This is a genomic window from Gallibacterium melopsittaci (assembly GCF_042433085.1).
Taxonomy (GTDB): domain Bacteria; phylum Pseudomonadota; class Gammaproteobacteria; order Enterobacterales; family Pasteurellaceae; genus Gallibacterium; species Gallibacterium melopsittaci.
In genome coordinates this window covers 141925-161051 of record NZ_JBHLWA010000049.1, presented here as the reverse complement: position 1 = coordinate 161051, position 19127 = coordinate 141925, and the positions used below count along the sequence as shown (strand labels likewise).

The following is a 19127-nucleotide window of genomic DNA, read 5'->3' as shown; positions in this document are numbered from 1 at the left end:
CTTATCATTAAAAAAACGAAAAAATCGGGTCAATTTATATGTATGAGAAAACTATATGCTGCCAACAGTTGCCCTGATTTTGTATCCAGAACTTAGCCCATTCCATTTTTCCGTACCCTATATGATTTTTTCTATTGAGCTAGATGGAAAAAAACTATTTAATCTCAAGATTGTTGGTGAAGATCTAGCAGATAGTGATCCAAGCGATAGACTTATTGTGAAAACAGATGGCGGATTAGAACTATTAGCACAAGCTGATATTGTTATTGTTTCAGGTTGGCATCAATTAGATTATGCCCCCTCAAGCAATTTGCAGCACGCATTGCATCAGGCTTATCAGCGAGGTGCAACTATTGTTGGATTATGTTATGGCGCTTATCCTGTTGCTTATACAGGGTTATTAGATGGCAAAAAAGCAACAACTCACTGGTTAGCAGAAAATGATTTTAGGCAACGATTTCCACAAATCCATTTAGATATTAATTCTATTTATATTGAACAAGATCGATTAATTACATCCGCTGGTACGGCAGCTGGATTAGATTGTTGTTTAGCGATTGTACGAACTTATTATGGGGTGAAAGTTGCTAATCGAGTGGCTAGATTATTAGTTATTCCTCCTCATCGAGAGGGTGGGCAGGCTCAATTTATTGAACAGCCGATCGCACGCAAAACACCGAGCGAAAATATGAATCAATTATTGTCGTCTATTCAAGAAAATCTCAGTGATAGTTACCATATTGATGTATTAGCAAAACGTTTAATGATGAGCCGTAGTTCTTTCACTCGTCATTTCCGTAAAGCAACAGGATTGGCCTTTAATCAATGGTTAATTGAAAGTCGCTTACAACGTGGTAGGGAGTTATTAGAAAGTACTCATCTTACCGTTGAAGAAATTGCTGAAAAAATTGGTTTCCATTCGGCTACCTCTTTTCGCCAACATTTCAAGCAAAGACATCAAGTTACCCCTAAGCAATGGCAAAAACGATTTTTGGTATAAATAAAAGATAAGATGTCGGGTACTCAATACCCGACTTTAAATTTATACAAATTCCGCCCAAATTGGAGCATGATCAGAAGGTTTTTCCATTGCTCGAATGTCTAAAGCAATCCCAGCAGAAGTACAACGTTGAGCTAATGTTTGATTAGTGAGAATTAAATCAATACGTAAGCCTCGATTATCATCAAAGCCTTTAGAACGATAATCAAACCACGAAAATTGATCATTAACTGTTGGATATAAAGCACGGAATGTATCGACTAATCCATATTGATATAGTTTTTCTAACCATTCACGTTCTTCAGGTAAGAAAGAACATTTACCAGTGCGTAACCAACGTTTCCGATTTTCTTCACCAATACCAATATCTAAATCTGTTGGGCTAATATTCATATCTCCCATCACAATAATTGGATTCTCTGGATTGTGTTCAGTTAATAAATAGTGGTGTAAATCTTGATAAAATTTCGCTTTAGCAGGGAATTTTGTTTCGTGTTCACGATTTTCACCTTGTGGGAAATAGCCATTAATGACAGTTAGTTGACCAAATGATGTGTCTAAATCTGCCATGATAATACGGCGCTGTGCATCCGCTTCATCGGTTGGAAAACCTTTGCGTACAGCAAGAGGAGGTTGTTTGGTTAATAATGCCACACCATAATGGCTTTTTTGTCCATGATAGAAAACGTGATACCCTAAATCAGCGACAATCTCATGTGGAAAGGCTTCATCAGCAACCTTAATTTCTTGTAATCCGAGCACATCAGGTTGATACTGTTCGATAAGTTGATGTAATTGATGTGGTCTTGCCCGTAACCCATTAATATTAAAAGAGATAAATTTCATATTACTCCAGAAAATTATTTTAATGATTGGATTTTCTTAATCATATTACTGGTGGAGTAGCCATTCTCAAAGTTAAGCACTTTCACATCTCCACCATTTGCCCAGACTTCTTTACTACCAGCGATCTCTTCTGGTTTATAATCGCCTCCTTTTACTAAAAGATCTGGTAGGATTTCACCAATTAAACGTTGCGGAGTTTCTTCTTCAAAAGCGACTAACCAATCTACTGATGCTAAACCAGCTAATACAGCCATTCTTGTCGTTAAATCATTGATTGGTCGTTGATCACCTTTTAAACGTTTTACTGATGCATCGGAGTTTACAGCGACAATTAAACGATCACCAAGTTTACGCGCATTGGCTAAATAAGAAACGTGACCAGGGTGTAAAATATCAAAACAACCATTGGTCATCACAATCTTTTCGCCTCGTGCTTTGGCTTTAGCAACGGCTTGTTTTAGTTCTTGTTCAGTCATAATACCGAAACCATTCTCGCTACGGCGATGAATTGCATTTTCCAATTCTACTTCAGATACGGTTGAGGTACCTAGTTTACCAACAACAATACCTGCAGCTACATTCGCTAGATAACAAGATTCTTCCAAACTACGACCATCGGCAATGGCAGTTGCTAATACACTAATTACGGTATCGCCCGCACCAGTAACATCAAATACTTCTTGAGCTTGGGTTGGTAAATGATAAGCAGGTTGGTTTGGACGAATTAGGGTCATTCCTTTTTCTGAACGAGTGACTAACAGGGCATCAAGTTCAATTTGTTTAATTAAGGCTAAACCTTTTTCAACAATCTCTTCTTCGCTATGACATACACCAACAACCGCTTCAAATTCTGACATATTTGGGGTTAATAATGTGGCACCACGGTAACGCTCAAAGTCCGTACCTTTCGGGTCAATTAAAACTGGGACGTGAGCTTGGCGAGCAATTTGGATCATTTTTTGTACTTCTGCCAGTGTGCCTTTACCATAATCAGAAAGGACTAATGCACCATATTGAGAAATATGCTGTGTAAGTTTTTGCAGTAACTCAGTAGAATCAACATGATGAAAATTTTCTTCAAAATCTAAACGAAGCAGTTGTTGATGACGAGAAAGAATACGTAATTTCGTAATCGTTGGGTGAGAAGAGAGTGCAACAAAGTCACATTCTATCTTATCTTTTGCTAAGAGATGTTGTAAGGCTTGACCAGTTTCATCTTGCCCAATCATACCTAATAATTTAATTGGGACATTTAGGCTAGCAATATTCATTGCTACGTTTGCTGCACCACCAGCACGTTCTTCATTTTGTTGCACTTTGACGACAGGGACAGGTGCTTCTGGTGAAATGCGATTTGTCGCCCCAAACCAATAACGATCTAGCATTACATCGCCTAATACTAATACTTTTGCTTGCGTAAATTGGGTTGAATATTGAATCATACAGTTTTCTCCAAGAATAATTTGCGCCAGATTTTACCATACAACCCCTAAGATTAATGCTATTTCTCCTGCTTTCCGCTAAAATAATGACCTTTGTTTGGGATTTAGCTGTTATAAACCATGAAAAATAAACAATTACCGACATTTCAACTGCAATTTTTATTGCCTAAATATTGGTTACTTTGGTTTGGGATTTTTATATTCCGCATCATTTTATTGTTGCCTTATTGTTGGTTAGTAAAAATTGGCAAAGGACTAGGCAAGTTGTTTGTAAAGTTTAAATTTGGACAACGCCGTTTAGCGATTGCCCGCCGTAACATTGAACTCTGCTTTCCACAATTAACTGAACAAGAAAAAACAGAGCTATTACAAAGAAATATTGATTCAATTGGTATGGCGATTATTGAAACAGGAATGGCATGGTTCTGGTCAGATAGACGAATCAAAAAATGGTCAAGAATTGAAGGATTAGAGCATTTGCAAAATAATGCACAGCAAGGGATTATCTTAATTGGTATTCATTTTTTAACCTTAGAACTCGGTGCAAGAATTATTGGTATTCATCATCAAGGCATTGGAGTTTATCGACCTAATGATAATCCATTATTCGATTGGATTCAGACTAGAGGGCGAGTTCGCTCAAATAAAGATATGTTAGATCGCCATAATTTACGCGGTATGATTAAAGCCTTACGCCAAGGTGAGTCAATTTGGTACGCACCTGATCACGATTATGGACGTAAGAGTGCAGTTTTTGTGCCATTTTTTGCTGTACCTGATGCGGCTACAACCACAGGAACCGCTTTTTTAACACGAAATTGTCCAGACAGTGTAGTGATACCATTTGCACCGTTACGTCATCACGATCATTCTGGTTATACTGTATCGATCTCGGCACCAATTGATCTTAGTGATTGTGAGGATGATGAACAGATTGCAACACGAGTAAATCAAGCGATTGAGCAGGAAATTAATAAAGATCCATCACTTTATATGTGGTTACACCGCCGCTTTAAAACACGTCCAGAAGGGAAAGAAACTCTCTATCAAGAGTAAGGCAAGGCATTATATGAAAGTAAAATCGCCCAGATAAGCTGGGCGATTTCTTTTTGAATATTATTCTTTAAATTCTGTCATAAAAGTATTCGCTTTTTCCACCATATTTTTTGAACCAATAAATAATGGTGTACGTTGATGTAATGCAGTTGGTTGAATATCTAAAATACGTCTATAACCATCTGTTGCTAAACCGCCAGCTTGTTCTGCTAAGAATGCCATTGGATTACCTTCATATAATAAACGAAGTTTACCATTTGGGTAACGTGTCGTTGTTGGATAGATATAAATACCACCTTTTAACATATTACGGTGGAAGTCAGATACGAGTGAACCGATATAACGTGAAGTATAAGGACGTTTAGTCGCATCATCTTCTTCTTGGCAATATTTAATATACTTTTTCACGCCCATTGGGAATTTTAAGTAATGCCCTTCATTGATCGAATAGCAGAAACCATCTTGAGGAATTTTGATATTTTCATGTGACAGAATGAACACACCAAGTGATGGATCATAGGTAAAGCCATTGACACCATTACCAGTGGTATAAACAAGCATGGTTGATGAGCCATAAACAATATAACCAGCAGCAACTTGGCGGTTTCCTGGCTGTAAGAAATCTTCCATCGTAACAGGTTGTCCGATTGGTGAAATACGGCGATAAATTGAGAAAATTGTACCAACGGCAACGTTGACATCAATATTTGAAGAGCCATCTAATGGGTCTGTCAAAATGATATATTTTGCATTGCGTCCACGTTCCGTATTGAAAGCAATAAAGTTTTCTTCTTCTTCTGAACCGAAACCAGCAACTTCATCTCGAGAAATTAATGCAGCTTTCATTTTTTCATGAGCAAAGGCATCTAATTTCATTTGTGCCTCACCTTGCACATTTTCAATACCAGAGTTCCCGATAATATCGTTGTTTAGCCCTGCTTTGTTAATATCACGGTGGATGATTTTTGCAACAAGACGAATAGAGGAAAGAATACCACTAAGCTCACCTTTAGCATTAGGATATTCAGCTTGTTTTTCAACAATAAATTGACCTAGAGTTTTCATAATAAACCTTGTTTATACAGTGAGAAATCACGCTTAAAGAATAACATTTTTTGATAAACTTTATAAAAATTTTTGAGGATAAAATAAAAAAATGAGGCATGGCTCACAAAAATATTTTGTGAAATAGAATAGAGAATGCAAAAGTTAACAAAAAAGCGATTTGAAGAGTAATAATTGATCACTTTATAGCAGAAAACTATCTCTATCTTTCGATTCGAAATATATTAAGTATAAAAGAAATGCGCCTTAAGCGCATTTAATCAGATATCAACATTAACTTCTTGCAACATAATACTGCAATTCAATTTTTGGATTAATTGCCTGCAATAATTGTTCTGCACTTGTTTTTTGTTGCATTTGAGCAACTGCTTCTACCATAGCGACTTTAACAATATCTTGATCTTGATAGCCAGAAAGACGCACAACATTTAAGGCAACTTGTAACGCAGGTAAACTTGGGTTAAATGCTGCATTTTCTGCATAGCGTCCTGCTACCATTGTTTCATCATCTAATAGAATAGCTACTCCACAATAAGCATGACTATAAGGTGCATGTGAACGATTAGCCGCAAGCAAGGCTTGTTGTGCTAAAGGATCGGTAGCATCAATTTGCAAATGATTGTTATGTGGGTCGAACAAACATTCGCGAATTTCAAGATCTTTAGGACCAAATGAATCAGGAAGATATTGATGTAAGCGATTATCTTGGGAATGTGGGAGATGAATAAAGAGATGTTCGGCACTATTTAATTCATTCATAAATTGACGGCAATGTCCACAAGGTGTGTAGTTGACAGTTATTGCACTAATGGAAGATTCATTATTCATCCATGCATGAGAAATAGCACTTTGTTCTGCATGGATAGTTTGCTGCATTGCCACATGACAGAACTCTTGATTCGCACCAAAATAAAATGCACCACTTAACCCGTGTGCAATCGCACCGACATTGAATTGTGAAATAGGGGTAGTAGAGTAACAAGCTGCAATAGGTAAGAGTTGTAGTGCTAATTGATTTGCGGTGAGATGAAAAGTTTTACACAGAGAAGTAACTTGTTGTGCTGATAACTTACCTGCAAAATGTTGTTGGGCTAAAAGTTGATATAGCATGTTGGCCAGTTCTTGATTTTCCCATTGTGCTAATTCAGTTTGAATTGCTTTAATTCGTTTGTGCGCAGCCATAAATAATACTCCTTATAATTTAAACCGCGTGTTATAGGATAAGAGTTTACATCACTGTTGATTAAGAAGAGTGGTCTATTATTGAAATGAGATGATCATTCGATTAATTCAATACAGCTTTGTGTTTTTGGATGTTGATCACTATAAACAAAAAAGAGAGAAATTACCAAATCCGAGAATATTTTTGTGAGGTGGATTCAAATTTTTAGGTGTGATTGTAGAAGATCTAAACGGATAATTTAGAAAAATGAGTTAGCCGATAAGCCGAGTTCTGTCGTGGACAATCATTCATCTAGGCATTTATTTGCACAAATGCTCAAGCAACCTACCCGAATCCTGCGCGGGCCACACATTGGATTCCTATTTGGTCTTGCTACGGGTGGAGTTTACCGTGCCATGAATTGTTACCAATCATGCGGTGCGCTCTTACCGCACCCTTTCACCCTTACCTGATCTCTTGCGAGCCATCGGCGGTTTGCTCTCTGTTGCACTGGTCGTAGGCTTACACCTCCCGGACGTTATCCGGCACCCTGCCCTGTGTAGCTCGGACTTTCCTCTCGTTTACTTGTCCCCTAGGTCGCTTACGCGGTTGAGGGCTTCAATAAACCAGCGATTGTCTAGCTAACTCGGCGCGCAGTATAACGGATTTTTTATATAAAATCATCTCTATGATTAGCATTTCCGAGGATTAATGATTAGAATACCAGCCGTTTGAGATAAATGTATAAGGAATCAGCGTATGGATTATCTACAAATTGCACAAGAAACGCTTAGTGTAGAACAGCAAGCCTTGGCACGTTTACAACAGCAGTTGCCTGCGAATTTTGCGGAAATTGTTGAGGCGATTTTGCATTGTGAAGGACGTTTGGTGATTGGTGGTATTGGAAAATCAGGTCTTGTTGGTAAAAAAATGGTTGCCACTTTTGCCTCAACAGGTACACCAAGTTTCTTTTTACATCCAACAGAAGCGTTTCATGGTGATTTGGGGATGTTGAAACCAATAGATATGGTATTGTTGATTTCGTATAGCGGTGAAACCGATGATGTCATTAAGTTGATTCCTAGTTTGAAAAATTTTGGCAATAAGATTATTGCGATGACAGGGAATTTAAATTCTACATTAGCAAAATATGCAGATTATGTATTGGATATTAGCGTAGAGCGAGAAGTTTGCCCGAATAATCTTGCTCCAACCACATCAGTATTAGTTACCATGGCGTTAGGTGATGCCTTAGCCGTATCTTTAATTAAAGCACGTAATTTCCAAGCAGAAGACTTTGCTAAATTCCACCCTGGCGGCAGTTTAGGTCGTCGTTTGTTGTGTAAAGTACGTGATAAGATGCAGACGAAATTACCTGTGGCAACAGCAGAAACCGTATTTCTTGATTGCTTAACGGTAATGAACGAAGGTCGTATGGGGGTTGCTATTATTATGGATAAAGGGCAATTACAAGGCATTATTACTGATGGGGATATTCGCCGTGCGATGAGCCGCTATGGTGAAGCGGTTTTACAAAAACAAGCAAAAGATTTTATGACTACACAACCTAAAACAATTAACCAGAATAGCTATTTGGGACAAGCAGAGGATTATATGCGTCAACATAAGATCCATTCGTTGGTTGTGGTAAATGATGAATCGCAAGTTGTTGGTTTATATGAGTTTTCAAGTTAAGGATGTGAAATGAAAGAAAAATTAGCCAAAATTAAATTAGTTATTACCGATGTAGATGGCGTATTAACAGATGGTTCATTGTACTATGGTGAAAATGGCGAAGCATTCAAAGTATTTAATGCACGAGATGGATTAGGAACCAGAATGTTATTAGAAAGTGGCGTACAAGTTGCGGTACTTTCTGGGCGAGATTCATTAGTGTTGCGGAAACGAATTGAAGACTTAGGGATTTCTTTATTTTTATTAGGAAAATTAGAGAAAGAGAGCGCTTGTTTATCGTTAATTGAACAAGCAGGTGTTACCGCTGAAGAAACATTATATATTGGTGATGATAGTGTCGATTTGCCTGCTTTTGCCGTCTGCGGAGTAACAGCAACAGTTGCTGAAGCACAAGCCTATATCAAAGAAAAAGTTGATTTTGTTACGCAGTCACAAGGTGGTAAAGGGGCATTTCGTGAAATTGTGGATTTAATTCTTGCAGCACAAGGTAAATCGGACATTTATACCTCTGCTCAAGGCTTTTTGCATACGGCAAAGAAAATGGCACAATAAAGTTATTATGATTTTTGCCCTCTGCAACGTTACAATGTTTGTAGAGGGCAATTTTTTATCAAAAATTTAGTATTTGCGATAAAAAGAAAGTCGTATCACTCTTTCCACACAATATGATATTGTCGATCTTCTTCTTGATGTGAAATTAAGACTTTTGCAAAGACATCATCCATTTCATCTTTATCATTAATTAGCCCAATCCAGACTTCGGCAAATTCATCTGGATCGATTAGTGCACCGATTTCATTTTCCCATTGATCGCTGGTTTCAACCATTTCAACTGCACCGCGATCTTCAAATTGCAAATTAAATAACATAATATCCGCAGGATCGAGATTTTCAGGTGCCATTTCAAGAAAGATATCGTAAGCAATATCAATGGCTGTATCTGGATCTAATTTTGTTGTAGTTATCATTTTGTCTCCTTTAAGTTACTCTCTGATCATTTGATGTAGCATTGGTAATAAATCTTCTTCTAACCACTGTAAACTCACTTGTTCGTGGCGGATACTTCGTTTTAATAATAAAATCATCAATTCATCGTAGTAAGTTTTGTTATTAAGTTGATGTAATTCAAGTAGTAATTGTTGCATTTTATGGATTGATTGTCGGTGATCTTGCTCACGTTTCTTAACTGCGGTAAAGGCAAGTTTTGGATGACATTTTAAAGCTGCTAAAATGCGAGAGATAAATTCATCACGTAAAATACCATGGGTTAAGGTACTTTCTAATAACCATTTTTCTAATTGCACGGCACCAGCATCAGTTAATTGATACTCTTTGCGATCAGGTTTTCCTTGCTGAAATTGCAAAGAAAAAGAGATTAATCCTTGTTTTTCTAACTGATTTAATTCTCGATAGACTTGTTGGTGTGTAGCTTGCCAGATTAAGCCATAACTTTGTGAGAATTTTTTGCTTATGTCATAACCTGTAGCTGCTTGATGTGCAAGAATCGATAAAATTGTGTGTGATAGTGCCATAATCTCGATAACGCAAAAAAGTGAGGCGTTATTTTACTGGATTTCATCAAAATTATGTAGAACTTTGCGGTAAAGAGAGAAGTATTGCCGATTATTTATCCTACACCACTAACATAGTGGTGTAGGGAATAGAAAAATTAACCAGTATTGCGCATACCAGCAGCAATTCCTGTAATGGTAATCATCAAGGCTTGTTCTAATGCTGGATCAGTTTCGCCACTACGTAAACGATGTAATAACTCTACTTGTAGCAGGTTTAAAGGATCGGTATAGATATTACGCAACTTGATTGATTCAGCAACCCAAGGTAAATCTGCCATTAATTGATCTTCATGCGAGAGTGACAATAATGTTTGAATATCCGAGGTTAATTGTTCACGCAAAGATTGTCCTAATGGCCATAACTGTTCAGGCACTAAACGTTGATCATAATATTCGGCTAACCATAAGTCAGTTTTACTAAATACCATCTCAATCATACCGATACGAGTAGAGAAGAATGGCCACGATTTACACATCTCTTCTACGGTACTGCGTTTACCTTGTTCAAAAAGTTCACGCAAGGATGCACCAACACCTAACCAAGCAGGTAGCATCAAACGGTTTTGCATCCAAGCGAAAATCCAAGGGATCGCACGCAGACTTTCTACACCACCTTTAGGATTACGTTTTGCAGGGCGAGATCCTAATGGTAAACGAGAAAGTTCTTGTTCTGGCGTAGCTGCACGGAAATAAGGTACAAAATTTTCATTACCTCGTACTACTTGACGATAAATATCACAAGAGATATCTGATAACTCATCCATAATTTCACGCCAAGTTTGTTTTGGATTTGGTGGTGGCAGTAAATTTGCCTCTAGGACAGCACTAGCATAGAGATCTAAACTTTGTACGGCTACTTCAGGTAAGCCAAGTTTAAAGCGAATCATTTCGCCTTGTTCTGTCACGCGTAAACCATTCTTTAATGATTTTGGTGGCTGAGAGAGTAAGGCTGCGTGTGCTGGTGCACCACCACGACCAATCGTACCGCCTCGTCCGTGGAATAATGTCAATTCAATATGACGTTGTTCACAAAGTTTAACTAAGGCTTCTTGTGCACGATACTGAGCCCATGATGCTGCCAACATTCCCGCATCTTTAGCCGAATCTGAGTAACCAATCATAATCATTTGTTGATTATTGATAATGCCACGATACCAACCAATATCGAAAAGTTGTTGCATCACACTTTCAGAATTATCAAGGTCATCTAATGTTTCAAAGAGTGGTACAACAGGTAAAGCATATTTAATACCAGCTTCTTTTAATAAGAGATGAACTGCCAATACATCGGATGCTGTGCGTGCCATAGAGATGATATAACAAGAAATAATCCCTTTAGGTTGTTGTGCGATAACTTTACAGGTTTCAATCACCTCTTTCGTTTCTTCTGAAGGTTGCCAATCTTGAGGGACTAATGGACGACGAGAACTTAATTCACGAATTAAAAAGGCTTGTTTATCTTCCTCACTCCATTGTGCATAATCTCCAACGCCGATATAGCGTGTAATTTCTGCAATCGCTTGTTGGTGGCGAGTACTTTCTTGACGAATATCTAAACGTGATAAAGTGACTCCGAAACAACGAATACGGCGTAAACAATCGAGTAATAATCCATTGGCAATAATCCGCATTCCACACGCTGATAAGGATTGATAGCAATCAAAAAGCGGCTGCCATAATTGATCATCATGTGTAATGATATCGCTTTCTGCGATAATTGGTGTCCGATCAGCTAATTTGTCATCAAAATAATTTAATGTATTACTTAATTTGGTTCTAAGATCTTTGACAACAACACGATAAGGCTCGGCGTGATCACCATATTTTGCTTTAAATTCATCAGAACATTCAATCATTGAGAGTTCATCAGAAAGTTGTTGAATATCGGTTAAAAAGAGTTCTGCGGCTTTCCAACGAGCCAAATATAATACTTGTTGCGTAATTTTTGCAGTTACAAATGGATTTCCATCACGATCACCACCCATCCAAGATGAGAAACGTACAGGTGCTAAGTCAACAGGAAGTTGGAATTGGCAATGTTCCTCAAGATCATCATTTAATTGACGTAAAAATTGAGGTACGGCTGACCATAAACTATTTTCGATAACAGCAAACCCCCATTTTGCTTCTTCAAATGGAGTGGGGCGTTGGGTGCGAATTTCGTTGGTATGCCATGCCTGAGCAATTAATTGTAATAGACGGCGTTGAATTTGTTGGCGTTCTTTCGTTGTTAAATCTGCATTTTCTAATTTTTCTAAGCAGTTGTTGATCTCAACATATTTATGCACTAAAGAGCGGCGGGTTACTTCAGTTGGATGAGCAGTTAAGACTAATTCAATTAATAATTGTTGTACTGCATCAATAATTTGTTGTTTAGAAATAGTTGGATCCGCTTTTAAACGAGCTAATAAGGCAGCGATAGAACGTTCTGACATCACTTCATCAGTGTGGTGACGAGAGATAGTTTGATACTGTTCGGCAATATTCGTGAGATTTAAAAACTGACTAAATGCTCGAGCAACAGGAATAATATTTTCTGGTGAGATATTTTGTAAGGTATCTAATAATTGTTGACGAGCTTGATCATCGCCTGCACGAGAACTCTTAGATAAAACACGAATATTTTCAATAAGTTGTAAAATGTCATTTCCTTGTGCATCACTAATGGTTTCACCAAGAAGATGGCCAAGCATATTAATGTTATTGCGCATTGCAGAGTATTGTTCGATCATACTTTTTCCTTATAATCACTTCCAAGTGAATTAGATATAGCAAAAAACGTATATCTGCGTCAAATAACAAATAATTTATTTAATGAAAAAATTCATCTTTTAAATAAAAACTAAAAAAATTAACAAAAAATTAGAGAAAATTTTATTTTTTAAGCTGAAAACTGGTTAAATTTTTTACAAAGTTAAATTTTGCTTGTTATCAGATTAAAACTTAATAATAAGCACAAAATTTTAGAGGATATTCAATGGAAAATAGGGAATTTACTACACGGTTTTGGCAAGAAAAAAGTTTACAGGAGATGAATGACCAAGAGTGGGAAGCATTATGTGATGGTTGTGGAAAATGTTGTTATCGTAAATTTATTGAAGGAAGAGGAAAACGAGAACGTTTATATTTCACCCGTATTGCTTGTGACTTATTAGACTTGAAAACGGGACAATGTAGTAACTATCCACAACGGTTTAAATTAATGCCTGATTGTACCAAATTGACGAAGAAAAATTTACCTCAATTTTCCTGGCTACCAAAAACCTGTGCTTATCGCTTGCTATATGAAGGTAAACCGCTACCAGACTGGCACCCATTACTGGTTGGAGATCAAAGCGCAATGAAAAAAGGGAATATTTTTATTCGTGATGGGATTCATGAAGAAGAGGTGATTGATTGGTTTGAGTTTGTGATTGAAGAGTTTTAAGGCAATTTTAATAAAAGATAGGATGCTTCAATAAGATGAAGCATCCGATAGAAAATTAAAGAACTTTCACAATACTTTCGCAGAGATAATCAATATTTTGTTCAGTAATGCCCGCAACATTGATACGTCCTGAACGAACTGCATAAATAGCAAATTCTTCTTTTAAACGATCAACTTGTTCTGGACTTAAACCACTGAATGAGAACATCCCATTTTGTTGAATGATGAAATCAAAATCTTGTTTAGCACCATATTTTGCCAATAATTCAACAAATTTTTGACGCATTGTTTTAATTCTTGCACGCATTTCATCTAATTCTGCGACCCATTGTGCTTTTAGTTCAGGATCAGCTAATACTGTCGCAACAGCACTTGCACCATGTGATGCTGGGTTAGAATAAAGTGTACGAATAATCGTTTTTACTTGGCTAAAGGCACGAGTCGCAATTTCTTCATCAGCAGCGACTAAAGTGAATGCTCCAACACGTTCGTTATATAAGCCAAAGTTTTTAGAATATGAACTAGAAATTAGTAACTCTTGATGATTTGCCGCAAAAGTGCGTAAACCAACAGCATCTTCGTCTAAACCATTAGCAAAACCTTGATAAGCAAAGTCAAATAATGGTAGCCAACCTTTTTCTGCAGACATTTTTGCTAAAGTTGCCCATTGTTCTGGTGTTGGGTCAATTCCTGTTGGGTTATGACAACAGCCGTGGAATAACACAACATCGCCCGCTTGGGCATTGGATAAATCTGCTAACATACCTTCCCAATCTAAGGCATGGGTCGCTTTATCATAGTAACGATAGTCACAAATATTCATACCAACTGCTTTAAAAATCGCATTATGATTTGGCCAAGTTGGTGCACTGATCCACACATTTTTGGCAGAAGTTTGACGTTTGATGAACTCAGCGGCAATTCGTAATGCACCTGTTCCACCAAGGCTTTGTGCGGTTTTTGCACGTTTATTTTTGATGATATCGTGGTCTGCACCAAAAAGCAGGATTTGAGTTTGGCGATTAAATTCAGCTAAACCATCAATACCAAGATAATTTTTTGTATTTTCTTTATCAAGGAGACGTTTTTCAGCTTCTTTAACTGCTTTGACAATCGGGGTTTGACCATTTGCATCTTTATATACCCCGATTCCTAGATTGACTTTATTAGTACGGGTTTCAGCTTTAAATGCTTCACCTAATCCAAGAATTGGATCAGCGGGTGCGGCTTCAATATGTTTAAACATCGGATATTCCTCTAAATATGTTGTGTCTGACATAGGTTGTTATTTATATCGCCAAAGTAAAGGTTTTGACAAGTGATTTCTCAAGCGATCACGACTTTAATTGTGTGAAGGCATTATTTCATTAAGCACTGTTTTGCCCAAACTAAACCAGATTGATAATCTTCTGGTAATAACGGAGCCAGTTGATTCAATATTTCAATCAATACTTCAGGCTGTTGATGTGCAATATTGATATGCCCTAATTTTCTGCCTGGACGAACCTCTTTTCCATACCAATGTAGTTGAGAATAAGGTAATGCTAACCAGTCAGGATGATGTGCTGTACCAATAAGATTTACCATAACAGTAGGCATTCTTGCTTGTAATGGTGGTGTTGGTAAATTTAATAACGCACGTAAATGTAGTTCAAATTGACTGATATTAGCGCCATACTGCGTCCAATGCCCACTATTATGCACACGAGGTGCCAATTCGTTAATTAATAGATGACCATTAACCACAAAACACTCCATCGCCATTACGCCGACATAATCGAGATGCTGCATAATTTTGCCTAACATCTGTTCAGCTTCATCTTGTAGTGGATGGCGGTTAGTTTGTGCAATGACACTGTAACGTAAAATGCCTTGTTGTTGTAAATTTTGCGTAATTGGATAGAAATAAGTGCTTCCATCGGCAAATCTAGCACCGACTAAAGAAACTTCACTTTCAAATGGGATAAAGGCTTCGGCAATGGTTTCATCAAACAAATCATCGGTAATGATTTCAGTATTATGTTGATCCACAATCCATTGACCACGCCCATCGTATCCACCAGTACGGCGTTTTATGACCACTTTTTCCGCAACATTTTGCCAGACATGTTGCCACGTTGTATCTTTTGTGAGATGCACCCAAGGTGAAGTCGCTAAGTTAAGTTGATCTAACAGTTGTTTTTGCGTTAAACGGTCTGCTAAACGGGCAAAAATCTTACGATTAATAAAATTTGGATGTGAGGCGAGTAAATTGGTTAATTCAGTTGCTGGCCAACGTTCTATTTCAGCTGTCACCACTGCATTTTCTTCTAAGTCAAAAGGTATTTGTTCAAAACCAAGTGGGACTACGTGAATATCTAATGGTGCACCAGCATAACGTAACATACGACCAAGTTGGCCATTACCTAAAACATAAATTGTCGGATAAAGAGAACTGTTTTGCATAATGTTATTGATTAATAAGTCGTGGATCAGGATTATTTAGTACATCATCAGTTTGCTGTTGACGGAATTCACGCAAACGATTACTTAATTGAGCATCAAAAACAGCAAGAATCTGTGCTGCAAGTAAACCTGCATTAGCTGCACCAGCTGGGCCTATTGCAAGTGTTCCTACTGGAATTCCTTTTGGCATTTGGACAATTGAATACAAACTATCTACACCACTTAAGATCGAACTTTTTACAGGAACACCTAACACAGGCACTAATGTTTTGGCAGCTAGCATACCAGGGAGATGTGCTGCACCACCTGCACCAGCAATAATCACTTTATAACCATTTTGTTGTGCATTTTCCGCAAATTGGAAGAGTTTATCAGGAGTTCGGTGAGCAGAAACAATTTCAACATGATAGGGAACGTGTAGTTGATCAAGAATAGTCGCCGCTTCTTGCATGGTACTCCAGTCACTTTTTGAGCCCATAACAATGGCGATTTCAGGTTGTGCCATAATAATGTCCTTTTGATGAATTGGGGGCATAAGAATAGCATTTCTTCCTACTGAGTGAAATATGGCAATGAGATCTTATTTGTGATTTATGTTGAAAACATGATTTGCCCGTGATTTACGGCATTAAAGGCGGAAAGTTGATTGCAACTTATGTCAGAAAACTTTATCCTAGCACACGTTTTTTGTGTTTTATGAATGGACAAAATTTATGTTACCAAAAGCTAAATATAGAAAAGATTATAAGAAACCCGATTTTACAATTAGTGATATTTTCCTTGAATTCCGCCTCGATCCAGAACAAACAAAAGTTACAGCGAAGACGTTGGTACATAAACTTAACCCAGAAGCCACGCAGTTACGCCTTGATGGACATAGCTTCCAATTTGTTTCAATTAAACTCAATAATGCAGAATTTACCCAATATCAACAAGACAATGAAAGCCTAACATTAGATTTAACTGATCTTAATTTAGAAAAATTTGAACTCGAGATCGTTACCCTGTTATCACCAGCGCATAACACCTCTTTACAAGGCTTATATCAGTCAGGTGAAGCACTTTGTACCCAATGTGAAGCAGAGGGGTTCCGCCAAATTACTTATATGTTGGATCGCCCTGATGTATTAGCACGTTATACCACTCGCATTATTGCCGATAAAAGTAAATATCCATTCTTACTCTCTAATGGAAATCGTATTCGCCAAGGTGAATTGGATAATGGTTATCACTGGATTGAGTGGCAAGACCCATTTCCAAAACCGAGCTATCTTTTTGCCTTAGTTGCAGGCGATTTTGATTTGTTGCGTGACACATTTGTCACGAAAAGTGGACGTGAAGTCGCATTAGAGCTTTATGTTGATAAAGGCAACCTCAATCGTGCAGATTGGGCAATGGCGAGTTTAAAGAAGTCAATGAAATGGGATGAAGAACGCTTTGATCTTGAATATGACCTAGATATTTACATGATTGTGGCGGTTGATTTCTTCAATATGGGAGCAATGGAGAATAAAGGACTCAATATTTTCAACTCTAAATTTGTGCTAGCGAATCCACAAACGGCAACCGATACAGATTATCTTGATGTTGAACGTGTGATTGCCCACGAATATTTCCATAACTGGACAGGAAATCGTGTCACTTGTCGTGATTGGTTCCAGCTTAGCTTAAAAGAAGGTTTAACGGTTTTTCGTGATCAAGAGTTTTCTTCTGATACAGGTTCACGCACAGTAAATCGAATCAACAATGTTAAGTTCTTACGTGCAGTACAATTTGCCGAAGATGCTAGCCCGATGGCACATCCAATTCGTCCAGAAAAAGTGATCGAAATGAATAACTTCTATACCGTCACCGTGTATGAAAAAGGGGCAGAAGTGATTCGTATGATTCATACCTTATTGGGTGAGGAAAAATTCCAAGCAGGAATGAAACTGTATATTGCTGAAAATGATGGAACAGCAGCAACTTGTGAAGATTTTGTTTCTGCAATGGAACGAGCTTCAGGCATTGATTTAACCCAGTTCCGCCGTTGGTATAGCCAATCAGGTACGCCAGAATTAACCGTGACAGATGAGTATGATGCTAATACCTTAACTTATCGTTTAAATGTGGCACAAATGACACCATCAACGCCAGATCAAATGGATAAGGTGAATTTACATATTCCATTACGGGTAGCGTTGTATGATGCGGAAGGTGGAAAACAAGCATTACAAGTAAAAGGGGAAACTTTAGCGAGTGATGTACTCAATGTGACACAATATGAGCAGACTTTTGAGTTTTCACCAGTTTATAAACGTCCAGTACCAGCATTACTTTGTGAATTTTCTGCACCAGTTAAATTAGATTTTCCATATAGTAATGAACAATTAATTACTTTGATGAAATTTGCGGAAAATGGTTTTGTACGCTGGGATGCGGTACAAATGTTATTGGCTAATGAATTACGTCAGAATTTACAACGCCATCAACAGCATCAAGCATTACAATTATCACCTGAGTTTTTAGCCGCATTGCAATATCTATTAGAAAATTATCAACAAGATATTGAATTAACGACTTTAATTTTGACCTTACCAAAAGAAACTGAGTTTGCGGAGTTATTTAAAACGATTGATCCAGTAGGAATTCGTGCGGTACGTCACTTTATGCAAAGAAGTATTGCGAATCACTTAAAAGATCACTTCTTACGTTTATATAACTATACTCAGACAGATCATTATCAAATTGATCGTGAAAGTATTGCATTGCGTGGCTTTAATAATATGTGTTTAAGCTATTTAGCCTTTACTGATTTAGGCAATACGTTAGTGGCAAAACATTATATGCATGCCAACAATATGACCGATACCTTGGCAGCATTGAGTTTAGCCGCACAAGCTCAACTTGCTTGTCGTGATGAGTTATTGGCTGATTTTGAACAAAAATGGCAGCATGACGGTTTGGTGATGGATAAATGGTTTGCTATTCAAGCGACTCGTCCAGATGAGAATGTCTTAGAATTAGTTAATCAATTAATGGAACACCCAAGTTTTAATTTCAATAATCCAAACCGCCTGCGTGCATTAGTGGGAAGTTTCTGTAGTCAAAACTTGTCGGCATTCCATATGATTGATGGTTCAGGTTATCGTTTCTTAGTGGATATTTTGATTCGCTTAAATAGTTCTAATCCACAAATTGCCGCCCGATTAGTGGAACCGTTAATCCGTTTTGCACGTTATGATAATCAACGTCAAACCTTAATGAAGCGAGGCTTGGAACGATTAAGAGATGTGGAAAATCTTTCTCGAGATTTGTTTGAGAAGATTGAAAAGGCATTACAGTAATGAGGAAAAGAAGAGATACCAATTTGGTATCTCTTTGTTTTGTTGGCACTAATAAAATTACAGTTAACTATCCAGAGAGGTAAAACGAG

General features: G+C 37.5%; 16 protein-coding genes and 1 other RNA gene. 6 read left to right on the top strand and 11 right to left on the bottom strand.

The window, feature by feature from the left end; genetic code table 11:
• Positions 1-55: 55 nt before the first annotated feature.
• On the top strand, positions 56-1000 hold the full coding sequence (locus ACFFHT_RS10520; RefSeq protein WP_382376016.1) for a GlxA family transcriptional regulator: 945 nt from the start codon (positions 56-58) through the stop codon (positions 998-1000).
• 42 nt (positions 1001-1042) lie between these two features.
• Here the strand turns inward: ACFFHT_RS10520 and xthA are convergent, their stop codons facing one another.
• Entirely contained in the window at positions 1043-1846 is an 804-nt protein-coding gene (gene xthA, locus ACFFHT_RS10515) for an exodeoxyribonuclease III (RefSeq protein ID WP_382376014.1), read from the bottom strand.
• Between the two features lie 14 nt (positions 1847-1860).
• The gene (hldE, locus tag ACFFHT_RS10510) at positions 1861-3288 is read right to left on the bottom strand and encodes a bifunctional D-glycero-beta-D-manno-heptose-7-phosphate kinase/D-glycero-beta-D-manno-heptose 1-phosphate adenylyltransferase HldE (RefSeq protein WP_382376013.1); all 1428 of its coding nucleotides are present in this window, start codon (positions 3286-3288) and stop codon (positions 1861-1863) included.
• A gap of 120 nt (positions 3289-3408) precedes the next feature.
• Between hldE and lpxL the strand changes: the two genes are divergently transcribed.
• Complete coding sequence (lpxL, locus tag ACFFHT_RS10505) at positions 3409-4344, top strand: LpxL/LpxP family Kdo(2)-lipid IV(A) lauroyl/palmitoleoyl acyltransferase (protein ID WP_382376012.1); 936 nt, start codon at positions 3409-3411, stop codon at positions 4342-4344.
• A 60-nt stretch (positions 4345-4404) separates the two neighbouring features.
• Here the strand turns inward: lpxL and fbp are convergent, their stop codons facing one another.
• The 3 genes from fbp to rnpB form a co-directional block, all read right to left on the bottom strand.
• Complete coding sequence (gene fbp, locus ACFFHT_RS10500) at positions 4405-5409, bottom strand: class 1 fructose-bisphosphatase (protein ID WP_382376010.1); 1005 nt, start codon at positions 5407-5409, stop codon at positions 4405-4407.
• Positions 5410-5682: 273 nt separating this feature from the next.
• Positions 5683-6591 carry a cytidine deaminase gene (cdd, locus tag ACFFHT_RS10495; protein ID WP_382376009.1) on the bottom strand — a complete coding sequence of 303 codons (909 nt, stop codon included), beginning with the start codon at positions 6589-6591 and terminating at the stop codon, positions 5683-5685.
• Between the two features lie 244 nt (positions 6592-6835).
• Positions 6836-7220: RNase P RNA component class A (gene rnpB / locus ACFFHT_RS10490), an RNA gene on the bottom strand.
• A gap of 110 nt (positions 7221-7330) precedes the next feature.
• On the opposite strand from rnpB, the gene ACFFHT_RS10485 reads away from it, so the two are divergent.
• Positions 7331-8266 (top strand): KpsF/GutQ family sugar isomerase, encoded by a 936-nt coding sequence (locus ACFFHT_RS10485; protein WP_382376007.1) that lies wholly within the window; start codon positions 7331-7333, stop codon positions 8264-8266.
• Positions 8267-8275: 9 nt separating this feature from the next.
• Positions 8276-8818: a KdsC family phosphatase gene (locus ACFFHT_RS10480; RefSeq protein ID WP_382376005.1), complete on the top strand. Its 543-nt coding sequence runs from the start codon at positions 8276-8278 to the stop codon at positions 8816-8818.
• A gap of 95 nt (positions 8819-8913) precedes the next feature.
• On the opposite strand, the gene ACFFHT_RS10475 is transcribed toward ACFFHT_RS10480, so the two are convergent.
• From ACFFHT_RS10475 to ppc, 3 genes are all read right to left on the bottom strand, one after another.
• Positions 8914-9234, bottom strand: coding sequence for an HI1450 family dsDNA-mimic protein (locus ACFFHT_RS10475; protein WP_382376003.1), 321 nt, complete (start codon positions 9232-9234; stop codon positions 8914-8916).
• Positions 9235-9249: 15 nt separating this feature from the next.
• The gene (locus ACFFHT_RS10470; RefSeq protein ID WP_382376001.1) at positions 9250-9798 is read right to left on the bottom strand and encodes a PadR family transcriptional regulator; all 549 of its coding nucleotides are present in this window, start codon (positions 9796-9798) and stop codon (positions 9250-9252) included.
• Positions 9799-9935: 137 nt separating this feature from the next.
• The gene (gene ppc, locus ACFFHT_RS10465; RefSeq protein WP_382375999.1) at positions 9936-12572 is read right to left on the bottom strand and encodes a phosphoenolpyruvate carboxylase; all 2637 of its coding nucleotides are present in this window, start codon (positions 12570-12572) and stop codon (positions 9936-9938) included.
• Positions 12573-12817: 245 nt separating this feature from the next.
• Here ppc and ACFFHT_RS10460 point away from each other — a divergent pair, with 245 nt between their 5' ends.
• Entirely contained in the window at positions 12818-13267 is a 450-nt protein-coding gene (locus tag ACFFHT_RS10460) for a YcgN family cysteine cluster protein (protein ID WP_382375997.1), read from the top strand.
• 55 nt (positions 13268-13322) lie between these two features.
• Here ACFFHT_RS10460 and ACFFHT_RS10455 read toward each other — a convergent pair whose 3' ends face one another.
• The 3 genes from ACFFHT_RS10455 to purE form a co-directional block, all read right to left on the bottom strand.
• Positions 13323-14513 carry an amino acid aminotransferase gene (locus tag ACFFHT_RS10455; protein ID WP_382375995.1) on the bottom strand — a complete coding sequence of 397 codons (1191 nt, stop codon included), beginning with the start codon at positions 14511-14513 and terminating at the stop codon, positions 13323-13325.
• A 113-nt stretch (positions 14514-14626) separates the two neighbouring features.
• Entirely contained in the window at positions 14627-15712 is a 1086-nt protein-coding gene (gene purK, locus ACFFHT_RS10450) for a 5-(carboxyamino)imidazole ribonucleotide synthase (protein ID WP_382375993.1), read from the bottom strand.
• Positions 15713-15716: 4 nt separating this feature from the next.
• Complete coding sequence (purE, locus tag ACFFHT_RS10445) at positions 15717-16217, bottom strand: 5-(carboxyamino)imidazole ribonucleotide mutase (protein ID WP_382375991.1); 501 nt, start codon at positions 16215-16217, stop codon at positions 15717-15719.
• Positions 16218-16425: 208 nt separating this feature from the next.
• On the opposite strand from purE, the gene pepN reads away from it, so the two are divergent.
• Positions 16426-19038, top strand: coding sequence for an aminopeptidase N (gene pepN / locus ACFFHT_RS10440; RefSeq protein ID WP_382375989.1), 2613 nt, complete (start codon positions 16426-16428; stop codon positions 19036-19038).
• Positions 19039-19127 lie beyond the last annotated feature (89 nt).

Coding starts and splice junctions, on each gene's coding strand:
- ACFFHT_RS10520 (WP_382376016.1), top strand. CDS start 56: ATGCTGCCAACAGTTGCCCTGATTTTGTATCCAGAACTTAGCCCATTC.
- xthA (WP_382376014.1), bottom strand. CDS start 1,846: ATGAAATTTATCTCTTTTAATATTAATGGGTTACGGGCAAGACCACAT.
- hldE (WP_382376013.1), bottom strand. CDS start 3,288: ATGATTCAATATTCAACCCAATTTACGCAAGCAAAAGTATTAGTATTA.
- lpxL (WP_382376012.1), top strand. CDS start 3,409: ATGAAAAATAAACAATTACCGACATTTCAACTGCAATTTTTATTGCCT.
- fbp (WP_382376010.1), bottom strand. CDS start 5,409: ATGAAAACTCTAGGTCAATTTATTGTTGAAAAACAAGCTGAATATCCT.
- cdd (WP_382376009.1), bottom strand. CDS start 6,591: ATGGCTGCGCACAAACGAATTAAAGCAATTCAAACTGAATTAGCACAA.
- ACFFHT_RS10485 (WP_382376007.1), top strand. CDS start 7,331: ATGGATTATCTACAAATTGCACAAGAAACGCTTAGTGTAGAACAGCAA.
- ACFFHT_RS10480 (WP_382376005.1), top strand. CDS start 8,276: ATGAAAGAAAAATTAGCCAAAATTAAATTAGTTATTACCGATGTAGAT.
- ACFFHT_RS10475 (WP_382376003.1), bottom strand. CDS start 9,234: ATGATAACTACAACAAAATTAGATCCAGATACAGCCATTGATATTGCT.
- ACFFHT_RS10470 (WP_382376001.1), bottom strand. CDS start 9,798: ATGGCACTATCACACACAATTTTATCGATTCTTGCACATCAAGCAGCT.
- ppc (WP_382375999.1), bottom strand. CDS start 12,572: ATGATCGAACAATACTCTGCAATGCGCAATAACATTAATATGCTTGGC.
- ACFFHT_RS10460 (WP_382375997.1), top strand. CDS start 12,818: ATGGAAAATAGGGAATTTACTACACGGTTTTGGCAAGAAAAAAGTTTA.
- ACFFHT_RS10455 (WP_382375995.1), bottom strand. CDS start 14,513: ATGTTTAAACATATTGAAGCCGCACCCGCTGATCCAATTCTTGGATTA.
- purK (WP_382375993.1), bottom strand. CDS start 15,712: ATGCAAAACAGTTCTCTTTATCCGACAATTTATGTTTTAGGTAATGGC.
- purE (WP_382375991.1), bottom strand. CDS start 16,217: ATGGCACAACCTGAAATCGCCATTGTTATGGGCTCAAAAAGTGACTGG.
- pepN (WP_382375989.1), top strand. CDS start 16,426: ATGTTACCAAAAGCTAAATATAGAAAAGATTATAAGAAACCCGATTTT.